We start from the raw sequence: 15,807 nt of genomic DNA, 5'->3' as shown, positions 1-15,807 counted from the left end.
TGCTAATTGCAGTATAAATCTAGTTCTTAAGCTTTTTTTGGAAAGCAAAATCGATATCCGCGTCTTCTAACGGTTTCTATCGTGGAGATATTTAGCGGTTTATCCATTTTTTGGCGAATTTGGTTGATGGCAACTTCGATTACGTTTGGAGTAACTAGCTCAGGCTCTTCCCAGATAGCGTCTAGTAGTTGCTCTTTAGATACGATTTGATCGGAGTGGCGAGCAAGATGAGTTAAAACCTCAAACGGCTTGCCTTTTAGCTCGATATCTTGACCAAGATATGTGATTTTCTCCTCATCCGGATCAATTATAAGATCATCAATCTTGATTACATTGGTTCCGCCAAATCTAAGTCTTGCCTCGATTCTTGCAACAAGTACGTCAAAGTCAAACGGCTTTTTGATATAGTCATCAGCGCCCACTCTAAATGCCTTAACTTCGCTCTCTTTGTCATCTTTTGCAGAAAGCACAACTACAGCCGTGCGAGGCGATTTGCTCTTTATGATACTGATTAGATCTACGCCGTCGCCGTCAGGAAGCATCCAATCGGTAAGCACTAAGTCATAATTTCTAATTCCGATATAATACTCAGCATCTTTAAAATTCTCAGAGCTATCCGTCTGATAGCCAAATTCCTGCAAACCTTCAGCAATCGTTTTATTTAACGTTACTTCATCTTCTACTATTAAAATTCTCATTTTATTAATCCTTGGGGGTGTAAATTTTGTAGATTGTAGCATAAATTAAGCGAGATTTCAAGATACTTTAAAAAAAATTTAATATTCAAGCTCTATCTTCGCTCCTACCAAGGCGTTTTTTAAAATTTCGGTTTTTAAAATTTCCATTTTTAGAAATTTTAAACCGCTAAATTTTTCTTTTAATTTTTGACTGCAAATTTCAAGAGAATTTTCAACGGTTTGAAATTTAAATTCCTCATAAACCGCCTCGATAAATTCAATCACTTCAACATAATCTATAAAATTTTCGCTTGCAAATTCGGCATTTATCCTAACCTTTTGCGGATTTGTCCGCTCAAATTCAAGCATACCGATAATAGTTTCAAGCTCATAATCCTTAATAAGCGTAGTTATCATATCACTTTGCTCTCTTGGCCGCTAAATAGCCTTTTAATGTTTGGGATATGCTTGTAAAATACTACAAAAGCGATTATAAAAATCGGTGCGTGCGAATTGATTTCAGGAATTTGAGGATGAATGATGAAAGATGAAACGATAAGCGCAAGTAGCGCGCTAAGCGAAGCAAGAGATGAAATTTTAAGCACGCGCCCCACTACAAACCAAACAGCAAGTGCGATACAAATTTCTATCGGTAAAAATAGTGCTAGCACTCCCGCTCCTGTAGCCACACCCTTACCACCTTCAAATTTCAAAAACGGAGAGTAACAGTGTCCGATAACCGCAAGAACCGCCATAGCCCAAAGAGTAGCGTCGCTTAAGCCCGCAAATTTGGCTATAAGGATAGGTAAAACACCCTTTAAGACATCAAGCACGACAGTTAAAACAGCTATTTTTTTGGCAAGCTTGGGATCTTTTTGCTTTAAAACGCGAAGCACATTGGTCGCTCCGATACTCTTGCTACCCTCATCTTTGATATTTACATTTGCAAAAATTTTAGCCAGTATAAGCCCGAAAGGAATTCCGCCAAGTAGATAAGCAAGAACATAAGCTATAATATTTTCATTCATTTTTTTTCCTGAGTTTATTTAAAAATATTATAGTAGTTAAATTTCTCTGATTTTCTTATAAATTTAAAACCGGCAGAGAGAATTCTCCGCGGTATTAGCTAAAATCCGTTTGTATGTCTGTGTCAATTTTTATGGATATCGTGCCTTTTTCACCAGCTGCGTCAAATTTCTCATACTTGACTTCAGTTGTAGCAGACTCATCTTTTTTAAGCTCGTTTTTTGATAGAGTTACGCCACTTGTCGGTTCATCATCTATCTTAAGGACAGTTCCCTTATCCTTATCGCTAATGTCAAGCAAATCTTGCTTGGATATGCTTTTAAGATTCGAATTGTCTGCAAGCTTTTCATTCTCATTAAGACTCGCACCCTCAAGGCTTGCAACCTTGCTTAAATCAAGCGTAAAATCTGCCGCATAATCTTTAGAATCGTCCAAAGAAGAGTTCTGCTGGCTTAAAGCAGCCGATTCTTTATCGCTACTTGTATCCATATTTTCAAAATCACTTAAATTTAAATCAAGAATGGCAGTTTGCACGGAAGCAACCTGCAAGCTTGTCTCTTCGCCAAAACTTTCGTTTAATACGACGCTTTGATCAAGCTTTAGCGCATCGCTTCCTATCAGAGTTATCTCTTTATCGCCAAGTGCAATTACAACTTTATCGTTTATAGAATTTGTGATTATGGTATCGCCTGTCGTTACGCTATCACCTACGATAAGCCCTAGAAGTTCGCCGCTTTCATCTTTTACAAAAGCGCTTCCTAAAATTTCTTTTACAGTACCGACACTTGACATAAAAATCCTTATTTTCTATTTTTGATGTTATTGTAGTAAAAAATAAGGCTTTAGTGTATTGTACTTTGGTACGATAAGGGTTATCGCCAGAGGATAACTACCTTTTCATCGTATATATCGCTATTTTTTGGAGAAATTTCTATCTCGTTTATGTCGATATTTTTTACATCGTTTTTCTCTTTTAGCTTGCCGGCCTCTTCTTCAAATTTAGCCATTAAGGCTTCTATATCTGCGTTTATTTCAGCTACGGTTTGTTCGCTAAGCTTTACGTCATCGCGCTCTTTTAGGATTTTGTTTGCGCTTTTTGCAGAGCTTGCCACTTTGCCTAAATTTGTGCGACTTAGCAAATTTCTACCAAAGATTGCTCCTATTATGCTTGTCCCTACACTAATAGCGGCTTCAAGTCCCTTTGACTTAACCTCTTTTTGCTCTTTGTCTAATTTCAACAAGGCTTTATTTAGCTTGTCTTCAAGCTTAGCCTTTTCTTTTTGAAATTTCTCTGTAAGTTTTGCCGTCTCATCTTCTAAAATTTCATTACACTTATCGCTTAATCTTAGATAAAATTCCTCCCTGCTCTCGCTTGGAGACGAATTTAGCCCAAGAGCGCTAAAAAGACTAAGTTTTACATTTCTATAAACATAATCTTTAAAATTTTTACTTACCGCCTTAAAGTCTTTTGCGTTGGTTATCATAGCGGGCAACTGAGCAAAGGATATCTTGCCGCTTGGCTCGCCGACAGTAGCTATGCGTATATCCTGCGCCGCCTCACCCCAATCAATCTCGTTTTGCTCTTCATCGAGCCTATAAAGAAAACTCACTTCCTTGGTGTGGTCAAGTCCCTTTTTAGCGTCATAAAATCTCACTTTAGCTTTAGCGTAAAGATAGCCTTCAAGCTCATCGCTATTTGATGCGTAAATTTGCTCAATCTGCGGCGAGATTATAGGTTTAGCGCTAGTTTTTGAGCTTTTATTTTTCTGGCTTAAATTATCAACTTGAGTCTTTTTGTCTTGCATCAAATTTGAAATTTGCTCGCGGCTCAAAGGCCCCTTTAGATAGCTTAGCGCCCATCTGGTTGAGATAACGCTAAGCCCGTCTTCGTGAATGTTTTTAACCAAAAAATTTCGCTTAGCTAAATTTGAGATTAGATCCTCTATCTCTTTTTTATCCATGTCCGAGCCTGAAATTCCCGTCATACCGTCAATGACGCGAGCTTTATCTTGGGCGGTTTGAAGTCTGCCGATAAACCATGTTCCGATATTGCTAAGACCTTTATAATCAAGATCGACAGGGTTTTGCGTGCTTAAGATAACGCCAAGTCCGTGCGCGCGAGCCTGCTTTAAAAGTGTAAGCATCGGAGTTTTTGAAGGAGGATTGCCGTTTGGCGGAAAGAAACCAAAAATTTCATCCATATATAAAATCGCCCTAAGTGAGCTTGTTCCCTCGGTCTTTCTCATCCAAGCGATGATCTCATTAAGCAAAAGTGTCACGAAAAACATCCGTTCGCTATCTTTAAGGTGTGAGATAGTAAAGACATTGCAACGCGCCTTGCCGTTTTTATCAAACAGCATCTTGCCTATATCTAAGCGCTCGCCGTTTAACCAAGCCTTAAAATCAGGGCTTGCAAGAAGAGTGTTTATCTTTATGGCAAGCTTCATGCGCTCGCTTGAAGGGTAAAATTTCTCCACGTCAAACACGCCTATTTTCGCAAACGGCGGAGTTGCGATAAAGCCTATGAGCTCTTCAAGTGTAACGTCTGAGTTTTCTTTAAATTTGTGAGTAAAGATATTTGATATGAGCAAATGCTCTTTGGAATTTACATCGTTATCAACACCGATAAGCGATAAAATCGAGCTTGCAAGCGAGCTTACATACTCGCTAAATTCCTCTTCGTTATCCATATAAGGACAAGCAAAATCGCCAAGCAAAGCCACTCCGACTCCCGCAGAGCTCTTTGGAGTGTAAATTTTAAGCTCTACGCTATCTTTGAAAGTTTTTACGCGCTCTAAACTTTGAAACGAATTTTCTATACCTTTTTTCCAAGTTTGGCTCTCATTTTGCGCAAATTCCTCTACGCTTAATCCTTTATTTTGAGCCTCGCTTTCTTCTATATAAGGCAAAAAATCCTCAGCCCTCATCTCTTCAAAAGCAAGCGCTAAATTCGTCATATCACCCTTTGGATCGATGATGATAGACGGGATATTATCTATACAAGCCTCTTCTAAAATCGTTATGCCAAGACCTGTTTTGCCGCTTCCGGTCATACCGATAATCGCCGCATGTGTCGTTAAGTCTTTATTTTTATATAAAAACGGCTCTTTATCTTTAAGTCCTACATAAAATAGCTTTAAATTTTCTTGTATAGTTTTCATAAATTCACCTTAGTTGTATAAGCTAAGTTGCTCTTTTAGCTCCTCTATAGTCTCTTTAACTCGCTCTTTTGTAAATCTTGCGATATCCGCCTGTCTAGGCTGACCGCTTAATATCTGACAACAATACCTAACCGCTCCGCGATAAACCAGATCGGCAAGCAGCTTCATCTGCACCTCGATACTGACAATCTCTTTTGTCGAATTAAACTCAAGTTCAAATTGCGCTATGATAGGTTTTTTCTTATCAAACGGCGCACAATCGGCACTGACGACACCTATGCCGCCTTCTGAGATATCATATAAATTTCCCTTAACTTGAATTTCACCCTGCTCTAAAACGACTTTTGTGTAACGATTTGGATATACGCGCTGAAACTGCCTTAAATTCGCATGCAAGTTGTTCATATAGATAAAATTTCCAAGCGTAACTGTTAAATTTGAGATATCAAAAGATATTATGTCGGCCTTTAAATTCTGAGCGAAAAAAAGATCGGTTACTATGTATGCGTTACGCTCTTCTTTCATGGCTAAAATTTGCAACAAAGTAGTTTCGCATACTACGGTATCATTTTCAACGGATAAAATTTTACCCAAGCACTCAACTTTAACACCATTGTATAAATTTAAAAAATGCACCGAATGCCCATCGTTTAGGGCTTTTTCAAAGACATCGATGGCTCTTTTTAAAATTATGGAGTTACTATTTTTTACACCTTTATTCATTCAGTCCGATCTCCTCCCTCCTGACAAGTGAAATTATTGATCAAAAATTTGCTAATTATAGTAAAATTTTTCTATTGATTTTATTAAATTGAAACTATTTTATCTAAATTTATAAAATGTATTTTAAAATTTTAAACTATTTTTTGAATTTTATTTTAGAAAGCTGTTTTTGTTTAAGAAGAAAGAGGGGCTAAATTTGCCCCACTCAAATTTTATATTAAGTCCTATAACTTGTCGCAGTTATTAGCTAGGTAATCGGCAACTCCGGCAGTATCAGCTTTCATACCCTTATCACCCTTATTCCATCCCGCAGGGCAAACTTCTCCGTGCTCATTAGTAAATAGCATAGTATCAACCATTCTTATCATCTCGTCGATATTTCTTCCAAGTGGCAGGTCATTTATAACCGCATGGCGAACTTTACCGCATTTGTCGATCAAAAATGATCCGCGAAGAGCAACTCCAGCCTCTTCGATTAGCACGTCAAATCCTTTTGATATAGCGTGATTTGTATCAGCTACGATCGGGAAGCGAACTTTGCCTATGCCGCCTTTATTTACAGGTGTTTCTTTCCATGCAAAGTGTGAGAATTGATTGTCTGTTGAAACCGCTATAACCTCGATACCGCGAGCCTTAAATTCATCATATCTTTTATCAAACGCTATTATCTCGCTTGGGCAAACAAAAGTAAAGTCCATCGGATAGAAAAATACCACCGCGCCCTTATCTCCTATATTTTTATATAGGTTAAAATCATCTACGATCTCATTGTTTCCTAAAACCGCTGCAGCCGTAAAGTCAGGCGCTTGTTTTGTTACTAACATTATATGTTTCTCCTTGTAATAATTTTTATTAATGGCTAGATTGTATCATTTATTATTTAAATTACAGTTAAATTTTATATTTTAAATTTGCCATTAAACAGAAATTTATAAATTTAAACCCTTGAAATAAATTTTATTTTTTATATCAAATTTACTAATATTTTGATATCGTTACAAAAATTTTTAAACCCAAGGAGAAAATATGTCAGTAAAAATTACCGATATTTGCATAAGCTGCGGCTCTTGCATAGATGAGTGTCCGGTAGAAGCCATAGTAGATGATAGCGATAACCCGACAGGAGAAGATATATACTACGTATATGCCGATAAATGCGTTGAGTGCGTAGGACACAACGACGAACCGGCTTGCGCTTCAGCCTGTCCGACCGACGGCTGTATCGTATGGGATATGCCTTACGAAGGACAGCCGTCACGCGATGAGATAAGCTCTGATATGAGAAAAAACGCAACTCCTGTTATAGCTTAAATTTTAATAAGCCTGTTTTAGCGGGCTTATTTTGTTTTTAATATTTTTTTTGATATAATCCCCAACTCTTGAAAAAAATCAACAACACAAGGAAATTTGATGCAACAAACACTTTCTATCATTAAGCCTGATGCTGTAAAAAAAGGTGTGATCGGCAAGATAGTCGATAGATTTGAGAGCAACGGACTAAGAATCGCGGCTATGAAGAAATTAAGACTTAGCAAATGCGACGCTAAGGCATTTTATGCGGTTCATAAAGAAAGACCTTTCTTTAACGATTTGGTTGAATTTATGACTAGCGGACCGGTTGTAGTTATGGTTCTTGAAGGTGAAAATGCAGTAGCTAAAAACCGCGAACTAATGGGAGCTACGAATCCTAAAGAAGCGGCACCCGGCACTATCAGAGCTGACTTTGCCGAAAATATCGATGCAAACGCGGTTCACGGAAGCGATAGCCTAGAAAACGCGAAAATTGAAATCAACTTTTTCTTTGCCACAAGAGAAATCTGCTAAGGAAAAATTTGAAAATAGCATTTGCAAAGATTGCAAACAACGAAATTCCTTTTGAATTAAAAAAGGAAGATCTGAAATTTAGCGGAAATTTAACAAGAACTGGTCACAGTTTAATTGATTGCAAAGCTAGTATAAACGGCTCTTTAGAGCATACCTGCGATAGATGCGGCGATGACATTACGCTAAATTTGGATGAAAATTTAAAATTAATCATAAGCGATGGAATTTACAAAGGCTCGGAAGAAAATTTAGACGATGTAGTTGAATTTTTTGACGGATTTGTAGATTTAGATGAAGTTTTTATAAGTGAAATAGAGGCTTTTAAAAGCGATTATTTTTATTGCGAAAAATGTAAAAATTTATAAAGGAGAATGAAATGGCAGTACCTAAGCGAAGAGTTAGCCACGCACGTGCGGCAAAAAGAAGAACTCACTATAAAGTAACACTTCCTATGCCGGTTAAAGATAAAGACGGCTCATGGAAAATGCCTCACCGCGCAAACAAAACAACCGGTGAGTATTAAAATATATGACAAGCATTTGTATTGATGCAATGGGCGGGGATTTTGGTCCCAAACCCATAATAGAAGGTGTAATAGAGGCTTTAAAAATAACCAAATTTAACGCTGTTTTAGCGGGCGAATCTAAAATTTTAAAACCTCTTATCCCTCCACACCTAGAAAAATACATTAGTTACCTAGAAGCGTCTGAAATAGTATCAATGGAAGACGGTGCAACGGACGCTCTTAAGAAAAAAGAAAGTACAATTTATAAAGCTATCGAACTACTTAAAGCAAAAGAGGTTAAAGCGGTCGTATCTGCAGGTCACAGTGGAGCTACGATGAGTTTAGCCACATTACGAGTAGGCAGACTTAAAAATGTCTCAAGACCCGCGATAGCTACACTTATGCCAAATGTTTTAGGCAAAAAAACTCTTGTTTTGGACGTCGGAGCAAATGTTGATTGCAAAGCCGAACATCTATTTCAGTTTGCCGTAATGGGCGAAGCTTACGCAAAAGAGATCTTAAAAATCAAAAATCCCAAAATAGGACTTTTGTCAAACGGCGAAGAAAAAAGCAAGGGCAACGAAGTTACAAAAGAGGCTTACTCGCTACTTTCCAAATTAGACAGCTTTGTCGGAAACGCCGAGGGCAATCAAGTATTTGACGGGAGTGTAGATGTGATAATCTGTGACGGCTTTGTCGGCAACATATTGCTTAAAACAAGCGAAGGAGTAGCCGATGCTATAACTAAAATCATCAAAAAGCACGTTAAAAAGTCCCCTATCGCGATAGCCGGCTCACTTCTAATGAAAAAAGTTTTCAAGACGCTTAAGCAACAAGTTGATTACGACGAATACGGTGGCGCACCGCTTCTTGGAGTAGATGGCTGTGTTATTATAAGTCATGGCAAAAGCAATGCAAAAGCCATTAAAAACGCTATCTTTCAAGCTTTAAATTTCGCGGATTCAAATATAAACGAAGTCATCAAAGACGAACTTTCACATTTTGTAAGGTAAATTTATGCCAAAAGCCTCTCTTATCTCAATCGGCGCTTACGTTCCAAAGGACACTCTTACTAACTTTGATCTTGAAAAAATGGTAGAAACAAGCGACGAGTGGATAGTAAAGCGAACAGGAATTCACACTAGACACATAGCCACAGGAGAGATAACAAGCGAAATAGGCGCAAAGGCGGCGCAAGTTGCGATTAAAAGAGCGGGTATAACTACAAACGACATCGACGCAGTTATCTGCGCGACAATAAGTCCCGATCATCTTTGCATGCCTTCCACAGCCTGCAAGATAGCTAAAATTTTAGGCATAGATAATGTAACCGCTTTTGACATAAGTGCGGCATGCACGGGTTTCATCTACCTGCTTGAGCTTGCAAAATCTCTCATAGAAAGCGGTGCGAAAAAAAATGTACTTATCGTAGGCGCAGAAAAACTTAGTTCAATAGTTGATTACAAAGACCGAAGCACTTGCATACTATTTGGCGATGGAGCGGGTGCGGCTATCGTTACGGCAAGCGAAGAAAACGAGATCATCGACGTGCATACTGCAAGCGATGGAAATTTCGCTGACTTACTCATAACTCCGGGATGCGGAAGCGTATATCCTTGCTCGCCTCAGATGCTTGAAGAGAGGCTAAATTTTATCCAAATGGCAGGTAACGAGGTCTTTAAAATAGCAGTTCAAACGCTAACTAAAGATGTAATTGATATACTTGAAAAAAATGGTGTTACAAGTGATGAAATCGATCTTTTTATACCGCACCAAGCGAATTTACGCATAATAGATGCCGTAAAACAAAGGCTAAATTTCAGCGACTCCCAATGCGTAGTAACTGTCGGCAAATACGGCAATACAAGCTCCGCATCAATTCCTATGGCGATAAATGAAGCTTATGAGGAAGGTAGGCTTAAAAATGGAGATTTGATGCTTCTTGACGCATTTGGCGGCGGATTTACTTGGGGAAGCGCTTTGCTTAAATTTGGTGGCAAATAAAATTTATTAAATCAAAACTAATTCTTTTACTGTCTATTTTTAAATCTTTTTAATGTAGTTTATCGACTTCGATAAGCTTAATAATTTTATATCAAGAAAACTAATTCTATATTTTAAAATTTTCAGATTTTACATAACACAAGCTCCCAAGCCAAACAAATAAGCTGTTGATAACTTTACACGAATTAAAAAGTATATGAAAAAGGTGTATGTAACAATATTATGCGCCTAAACTATACTTAACTTTTGTATGCATATCTGTAGAGTAACTTCAAAAATTTCACTAAGCAAATTTGTGGATAAATTATTATTAAATTCAAAAAGTATCTTAACGGGTATTCGCAAATATCAATAATAAAACTAAAATTTTAACTCTCTAAATTCGCCAAAATTGCTTTCGCTGAAGTTCTTGCCAAAAAACCTATATAGCCCTTAGAGTATATCAAATCTCTTTTTAATTATAAAAACACAAGACTAAGCCGCACAAGGATAATTCAAGCAAAATACCCAGATATTCACGCCTCATAAAGCTCTTTTAGCTTGTCATGTTCAAGTATGGTTATATTCTTCTTAGCGTCTATTGCTATGTAGCCGTTTTTCTTAAATTTAGTAATAACGCGAGAAAAAGTTTCAGGCGTAGTATTTAGCATTTGAGCGATTTGCGAGTACTTTTGCATCGGCAATTCGTTTTGATATTCGCTGATAAAAAGAGCTATCTTGCCCTCCACGCCAAGGGCTATTTCTCGGTGTAAAAGTCCTTGTATCATCCTAAAATTTTGCGAAAGCGACCTGATGATCTCCATACAGACATTAACATCATTCATAAAATTTTTCTTAAATTTAGCAAAGTCTATCATCAAAACTTCCGAATCCTCGACAAAAACAGCCGAAGCGGGAAAAGGAGTGTCGTCGAAATTTGCGAATTTAGCCACGGGCGAACCCGGCAAAAACTCATGCACAAACAGCTCTTTACCGTTTGGCAGGGTTTTGTAAATTTTAACTCGCCCCTTTAAAAGTATATAAAACCACTTTGGCGTTTCGCCTTCGATAAATAGTATTTCGTCGCGCTTATAGCCTCTGATTATGCTTATATCGGCAAGTTTTTGCAAACGTTCGTCATCAAGCGAACTAAATATCTGAATATCTTTAAGCATTATTTCCGCCTTTTCTTGCTTTTTTTGGATTTTATAAAATCTAAAATAAATTTTCAATATTTAACCGGAGTGTCAAATTTGTAATAATATAAATTTAAGCTAATTTAACGCCAAAGATAGCTCGTTTGGTCATTTAAAAGCAAATTCACCCGCCAAAGCTCTTTTAAATAATATAAAGCAATAGCGGGAGGATAATCTCTAGCCGAATTTCTTAGCGAATTCGCCCATAAACGAAACTAAAGTTTTAACGTTTTCAAGGCTTACGGCATTATAGATAGAGGCGCGAATTCCGCCAAGATGACGGTGTCCTTTTAGACCTATCATGCCCGCTTTTTCGGCTTCTGCTACAAACACCGGCTCAAGCTCGGAATTTGCGGCGATATTGTAGCTTACGTTCATTATGGAGCGATCTTTTTTGATAGAGTGCCCTTTGTAAAAACCGCCCGAATTATCAATGGCTTCATATAAAATCGAAGCTTTTTGCTCGTTTATGCCTTTTATCGCGTCAAGTCCGCCTTGAGACTCGATCCACCCAAGAGTTAAATTTAGTAGATAAATTCCAAATGTCGGAGGCGTATTAAAAAGCGATTTTGCGTCGGTGTGAGTTTTGTACTTAAGCATCGTAGGCACATTTTCGCCTGCTCTATCAAGCAGGTCTTTTCTGATTATTACTACGGTAACGCCACTTGGGCCGGCATTTTTCTGAGCTCCGCCGTATAGCACGCCGATATTTGAAAAATCCATTTTATAAGAGAAAAAGTCGCTTGAAGCGTCAATCACAAGTGGCGCTTTTGTCTTTGGTAAGCTCTTATACTGAGTGCCGTAGATTGTATTGTTCGTGCAGATATAAGCATAATCCGCATCGTCGCTGAAATTTATATTTTCAGGAATTCTGTCGAAATTCGTATCTTTTGAGCTTGCGATCACTTCGTAATTTATGCCCTGTATCTTGGCTTCTTTGATCGCTTTGCTCGTCCAGACTCCCGTATCTACATACTCGGCTTTGCCGCCTTTGCATAAATTCATAGGGATCATTGCAAACTGCAAGCTTGCACCGCCTTGCAAAAACAAAATTTCATAATCATCGCTTATACCATAAAGCCTTTTTATCTTATCCATCGCACCGAAATGAATCTCTTCAAAAACCTTGCTTCTATGGCTTATTTCCATTATAGAATATCCCTTGCCTTGATAGCTGGTCAGCTCTTTTTGAGCATGCTCCAACACGCTTAAAGGCAATCCGCTAGGTCCTGCGCTGAAATTTATTTTTCTATCCACGAAAGCTCCTTTAAAAATTTTTTAAAATTTAGCACAATTTGAGTTAAAAATTAATTTTAATCCCGTTTTTTAAACTAAATTTTCAAAATTTACACTTTAAGCTATGTTTTGATACAATCTATTACTTTCCAAAGGGGCGAATTTTGGTTTTAGAGATTGAACGTAAATTTATATTAGACGGAATTTCAGCTATACAAACCCTCGAAAAAGACGGTATCTTAGCAACTTCTAACGAGATAATTCAGTTTTATACGAAGATCACACAGCTTGAAGAGATCAGGTTTCGCAAATCGGGCGACAAATTCACCGTAACGCAAAAAATCGGCAGGGGACTCGTCCGCAAAGAGAGCGAAATTCCAAGCGATAAAAAAAGCTACAAAGACGCTCTTAAAGAGATCGTAGGAATGCCTATAAAAAAGACTCGTTTTGAGTTTAAGATCAACAATCTTCCATGTAATATCGATATCTATCACGAATTTCTTGAAGGGCTTGCTACGCTTGAGATTGAATTTTTAACAGTAAATGACGCTCAAAATTTCGCCATACCTGAATTTTTAGCAAGATATATAACATCAGAAATTACCGAAGATGAGCGCTATAAAAACAAATCATTAGCGCTTTTTGGCGTGCCCGAAATCAAATTTGACATACAATCAACCCTTAAAATAATAGATCAAAATCACGATTTAAAACTTGCTTTTCCAAGCTCTTTACGCTCTTTTGACGCCGCTAGGGTTATGTTTTTTCAAATTTACAAACAGATACGAAAATATCGACAAATATATCTTGAAACAAAAGATGAAGAAGCGCTTCATCAGTTTCGTGTAAATTTACGCAAAACCCGCTCAATGCTTAAGCTTTTAAGCTCGGTTTTTGACAAAAAAACAGCAGATCACTTCAATAAAAATTTCAAAACCATAGCCAGCTCAACAAATAAAAAACGCGATATAGACGTATTTTTAGACTTTTTAAAAGAAGAAAAACGAACCAAACCGCTAATCTTACTCGCCCAAGAAGTAAAAGAGGCCGAAAATATAAAAATCACGGCTATGCTAAATGCGTCAAAAAGCGAAGAAGTCTTTAAAGACTGGGAGATATTTTTAAAAGAGCAAAGCGACTTTTATCAAGGAAAAGACTATGATAAGCCTATCAAAAAAGTCGTCGCATACGCACTTAGACTACAGATATTAAGACTTCAAAAATCACTTGCACTCCTAAACAACGAATGCGAAAATTTACATTTTCACAACACCAGAATTCAAATAAAAAGATTAAGGTATCTTCTTGAAATTTTCATAGATATGTTTGCGATAAAATCGCTTGAAAAGTGCAGGCAAAGAGCAAAAGAGATACAAGAAATTTTTGGCGATCTGCAAGATAGGGATATCTGGCTTGAAATTTTAAAAGATTTAGAACAAAACAGCAAAGATTCGATTGAAATTTCATCAAAGTTAAAAACTAAAATTTACAAACAGATGTTTAAACTAAGATATAAAATTTTAGATAAAAAACCGAAATTTATGAGAAATTTAGGCAAAATTTCAAAAAATTTAAAAATTTATTACATGTAAAGAAAGATATATGCAAAAACAAGAAAAAATAGTTCAGATGTTTAACGAGATAGCTCCGACTTACGACCTTGCAAACAGGGTTTTAAGCGCAGGAATTGATATCAGATGGCGCAAGATAGCTTGCAAAAACGTGCTTGAAAAATTTAAAAATCAAAGCGTAGATATAGCCGATGTAGCTTGCGGCACGGGCGACATGATGGGATTTTGGAACAATATCGCAAAAGATTTTAACGTAAATATAAACAGCCTAACGGGCATTGATCCGTCAAGCGGCATGCTAAAAGTAGCAAAGCAGAAATTTCCAAGCTTTAAATTCATAGAAGCGAGCGCTACGGACACTACGCTACAAAGCGCCGGCATAGATGTGCTAAGTATCAGTTACGGCATAAGAAATGTCGTTGAAAGAGAGCTCGCGCTAAAAGAATTTAACCGCGTGTTAAAAAATGGCGGCTATTTGGTGGTTTTAGAATTTACCAAGCGCAATAAAAAAGGCATGACGACACAGGTAAGAGACTTTTATCTAAGCAAAATTTTACCTAAAATCGGCGGATTTATCTCAAAAAACAAAGAGGCTTACGAATATCTGCCAAGCTCGATAGAAAATTTCCTTGACAAGCAAAGCTTCGTTGATGAACTGCGCACGGCGGGCTTTGAGATAGAGGTCTGCAAGGGCTTTTCAATGGATATCTCGACACTTTTTATAGCTAGGAAATTTAAAGATTGCTAAGTGTCAGCGAGCTAAACGAACAGGCAAAAACTCTACTTGAGACTACATTTTCTTACGTGGAGGTTGAGGGCGAAATTTCGCGCCTTACCAAGCACAATTCAGGACACTGGTACTTCACGCTTAAAGACGAAAAAGCCTCGATCTCGGCGGTAATTTATAAATTTAACAACGCAAAACTAAAATTTGAAATCAAAGACGGCATGAAGGTCGTTCTTTACGGCAAAATTTCACTCTACAGCCCAAGCGGAAGCTATCAGTTTATCGCAACTTCCATCAAGCCAAGCGGCGAAGGAGAGCTTGAACTTGCATTTAAGCAGCTTAAAGAAAAGCTTGAACAAGAGGGTCTATTTGAAATTTCGCGCAAAAAATCGCTTCCTAAATTTCCGCGCAAAGTAGGCATCATCACTTCGCGCACCTCAGCAGCACTTCAAGATATGCTTAGGCTCATAAACGAGCGCTGGCATCTTAGTGAAATTTATATATTTGACTCGCTCACACAAGGCGAAAATGCTCCCTTGTCCCTTATAAAAGCTTTAAAAAGAGCCGAGGCAAGCGCGCTTGATGTGATTATTTTAGCTAGAGGCGGGGGCAGCAGAGAGGACTTGTGGTGCTTTAACGATGAAAATTTAGCGCGTGAAATTTATGCCGCGACAACCCCTATCATAAGCGCAATCGGACACGAGATAGACTACGTTATAAGCGATTTTGCGGCTGATTTTAGAGCGCCTACTCCAAGCGCTGCGATAAATTCGCTAATGCCAAATAAAGAAGAAATTTTTCAAACGATCGATATGATGAGCCAAAGCCTTCAAAGAGCGTTTGAACTAGCACTTGAGCGCAAAGAAAATCTATTAAAAAATTTGCAAACTAAATTTTCTCAAGCAAGTTTAGAGCAAAAAATCGCCCACAAAGAGCAAATTTTAATTAATTTTAGATCAAATTTAAAAAATGCAATCGGCACAAAATTTCTTAAATTCGAAAACAAAATTTTAACTCTACAAAAAAGCTACGCCCAACAAGAGGCGTTTTTCGAGCAAATTTCATCGTTTGTCAGAGTTCAAAAGGACGGAAAAACAATAAGTCTAGCCGATCTGCAATCAGGCGATGAGGTCGTTTTAAGCTCGGTTCAAACGACTAAAAAAGCAAAAATTTTATAA

18 protein-coding genes are annotated in these 15,807 nt (G+C 37.6%); 9 read left to right on the top strand and 9 right to left on the bottom strand.

The features are described 5' to 3' along the window. Window positions 1-26: 26 nt before the first annotated feature. From hsrA to CDOM15925_RS06260, 7 genes are all read right to left on the bottom strand, one after another. Complete coding sequence (gene hsrA, locus CDOM15925_RS06290; RefSeq protein WP_169942216.1) at window positions 27-698, bottom strand: homeostatic response regulator transcription factor HsrA; 672 nt, start codon at window positions 696-698, stop codon at window positions 27-29. Between the two features lie 78 nt (window positions 699-776). Beyond that, entirely contained in the window at window positions 777-1,094 is a 318-nt protein-coding gene (locus CDOM15925_RS06285; RefSeq protein ID WP_211436693.1) for a dihydroneopterin aldolase, read from the bottom strand. Further along, window positions 1,091-1,705, bottom strand: coding sequence for a glycerol-3-phosphate 1-O-acyltransferase PlsY (gene plsY, locus CDOM15925_RS06280; protein ID WP_169942215.1), 615 nt, complete (start codon window positions 1,703-1,705; stop codon window positions 1,091-1,093). Before plsY ends, CDOM15925_RS06285 begins: the two co-directional genes overlap by 4 nt. Before the next feature lie 94 nt (window positions 1,706-1,799). Beyond that, window positions 1,800-2,495 (bottom strand): hypothetical protein, encoded by a 696-nt coding sequence (locus CDOM15925_RS10095; RefSeq protein WP_249934700.1) that lies wholly within the window; start codon window positions 2,493-2,495, stop codon window positions 1,800-1,802. Window positions 2,496-2,575: 80 nt separating this feature from the next. Continuing rightward, entirely contained in the window at window positions 2,576-4,864 is a 2,289-nt protein-coding gene (locus tag CDOM15925_RS06270) for an ATP-binding protein (RefSeq protein WP_169942213.1), read from the bottom strand. A gap of 9 nt (window positions 4,865-4,873) precedes the next feature. Next, window positions 4,874-5,587 carry a PilZ domain-containing protein gene (locus CDOM15925_RS06265; protein ID WP_169942210.1) on the bottom strand — a complete coding sequence of 238 codons (714 nt, stop codon included), beginning with the start codon at window positions 5,585-5,587 and terminating at the stop codon, window positions 4,874-4,876. Window positions 5,588-5,811: 224 nt separating this feature from the next. Then, window positions 5,812-6,411 (bottom strand): peroxiredoxin, encoded by a 600-nt coding sequence (locus tag CDOM15925_RS06260; protein ID WP_169942208.1) that lies wholly within the window; start codon window positions 6,409-6,411, stop codon window positions 5,812-5,814. A 202-nt stretch (window positions 6,412-6,613) separates the two neighbouring features. On the opposite strand from CDOM15925_RS06260, the gene CDOM15925_RS06255 reads away from it, so the two are divergent. The 6 genes from CDOM15925_RS06255 (at window position 6,614) to CDOM15925_RS06230 (ending at window position 9,920) form a co-directional block, all read left to right on the top strand. Further along, window positions 6,614-6,898 (top strand): DUF362 domain-containing protein, encoded by a 285-nt coding sequence (locus CDOM15925_RS06255; protein ID WP_169942207.1) that lies wholly within the window; start codon window positions 6,614-6,616, stop codon window positions 6,896-6,898. Window positions 6,899-6,997: 99 nt separating this feature from the next. Then, on the top strand, window positions 6,998-7,411 hold the full coding sequence (gene ndk, locus CDOM15925_RS06250) for a nucleoside-diphosphate kinase (RefSeq protein WP_169942205.1): 414 nt from the start codon (window positions 6,998-7,000) through the stop codon (window positions 7,409-7,411). 8 nt (window positions 7,412-7,419) lie between these two features. Then, window positions 7,420-7,776: a DUF177 domain-containing protein gene (locus tag CDOM15925_RS06245; protein ID WP_169942203.1), complete on the top strand. Its 357-nt coding sequence runs from the start codon at window positions 7,420-7,422 to the stop codon at window positions 7,774-7,776. 11 nt (window positions 7,777-7,787) lie between these two features. Further along, on the top strand, window positions 7,788-7,934 hold the full coding sequence (gene rpmF / locus CDOM15925_RS06240; RefSeq protein WP_169942201.1) for a 50S ribosomal protein L32: 147 nt from the start codon (window positions 7,788-7,790) through the stop codon (window positions 7,932-7,934). A gap of 5 nt (window positions 7,935-7,939) precedes the next feature. Then, window positions 7,940-8,929: a phosphate acyltransferase PlsX gene (gene plsX, locus CDOM15925_RS06235; RefSeq protein WP_169942199.1), complete on the top strand. Its 990-nt coding sequence runs from the start codon at window positions 7,940-7,942 to the stop codon at window positions 8,927-8,929. Between the two features lie 4 nt (window positions 8,930-8,933). After that, window positions 8,934-9,920 (top strand): beta-ketoacyl-ACP synthase III, encoded by a 987-nt coding sequence (locus CDOM15925_RS06230; RefSeq protein WP_169942197.1) that lies wholly within the window; start codon window positions 8,934-8,936, stop codon window positions 9,918-9,920. Between the two features lie 515 nt (window positions 9,921-10,435). On the opposite strand, the gene CDOM15925_RS06225 is transcribed toward CDOM15925_RS06230, so the two are convergent. Further along, window positions 10,436-11,074, bottom strand: a complete 639-nt coding sequence (locus CDOM15925_RS06225; RefSeq protein ID WP_169942195.1) for a Crp/Fnr family transcriptional regulator — start codon at window positions 11,072-11,074, stop codon at window positions 10,436-10,438. Between the two features lie 198 nt (window positions 11,075-11,272). Then, window positions 11,273-12,352, bottom strand: coding sequence for a phosphoserine transaminase (gene serC, locus CDOM15925_RS06220; protein WP_169942193.1), 1,080 nt, complete (start codon window positions 12,350-12,352; stop codon window positions 11,273-11,275). A gap of 143 nt (window positions 12,353-12,495) precedes the next feature. Here serC and CDOM15925_RS06215 point away from each other — a divergent pair, with 143 nt between their 5' ends. Genes CDOM15925_RS06215 through xseA form a run of 3 tightly spaced genes read left to right on the top strand, consistent with a single transcriptional unit; the run spans window position 12,496 to window position 15,807 of the window. Further along, the gene (locus CDOM15925_RS06215) at window positions 12,496-13,923 is read left to right on the top strand and encodes a CYTH and CHAD domain-containing protein (protein WP_169942191.1); all 1,428 of its coding nucleotides are present in this window, start codon (window positions 12,496-12,498) and stop codon (window positions 13,921-13,923) included. 10 nt (window positions 13,924-13,933) lie between these two features. Beyond that, on the top strand, window positions 13,934-14,650 hold the full coding sequence (gene ubiE, locus CDOM15925_RS06210; protein WP_169942189.1) for a bifunctional demethylmenaquinone methyltransferase/2-methoxy-6-polyprenyl-1,4-benzoquinol methylase UbiE: 717 nt from the start codon (window positions 13,934-13,936) through the stop codon (window positions 14,648-14,650). After that, entirely contained in the window at window positions 14,644-15,807 is a 1,164-nt protein-coding gene (gene xseA, locus CDOM15925_RS06205) for an exodeoxyribonuclease VII large subunit (RefSeq protein ID WP_169942187.1), read from the top strand. The genes ubiE and xseA overlap by 7 nt, the downstream gene beginning before the upstream one ends.

Source organism: Campylobacter sp. RM15925 (genome assembly GCF_012978775.1).
GTDB classification, from domain to species: domain Bacteria; phylum Campylobacterota; class Campylobacteria; order Campylobacterales; family Campylobacteraceae; genus Campylobacter_A; species Campylobacter_A canis.
This window is presented reverse-complemented; position numbering and strand designations above follow the sequence as displayed.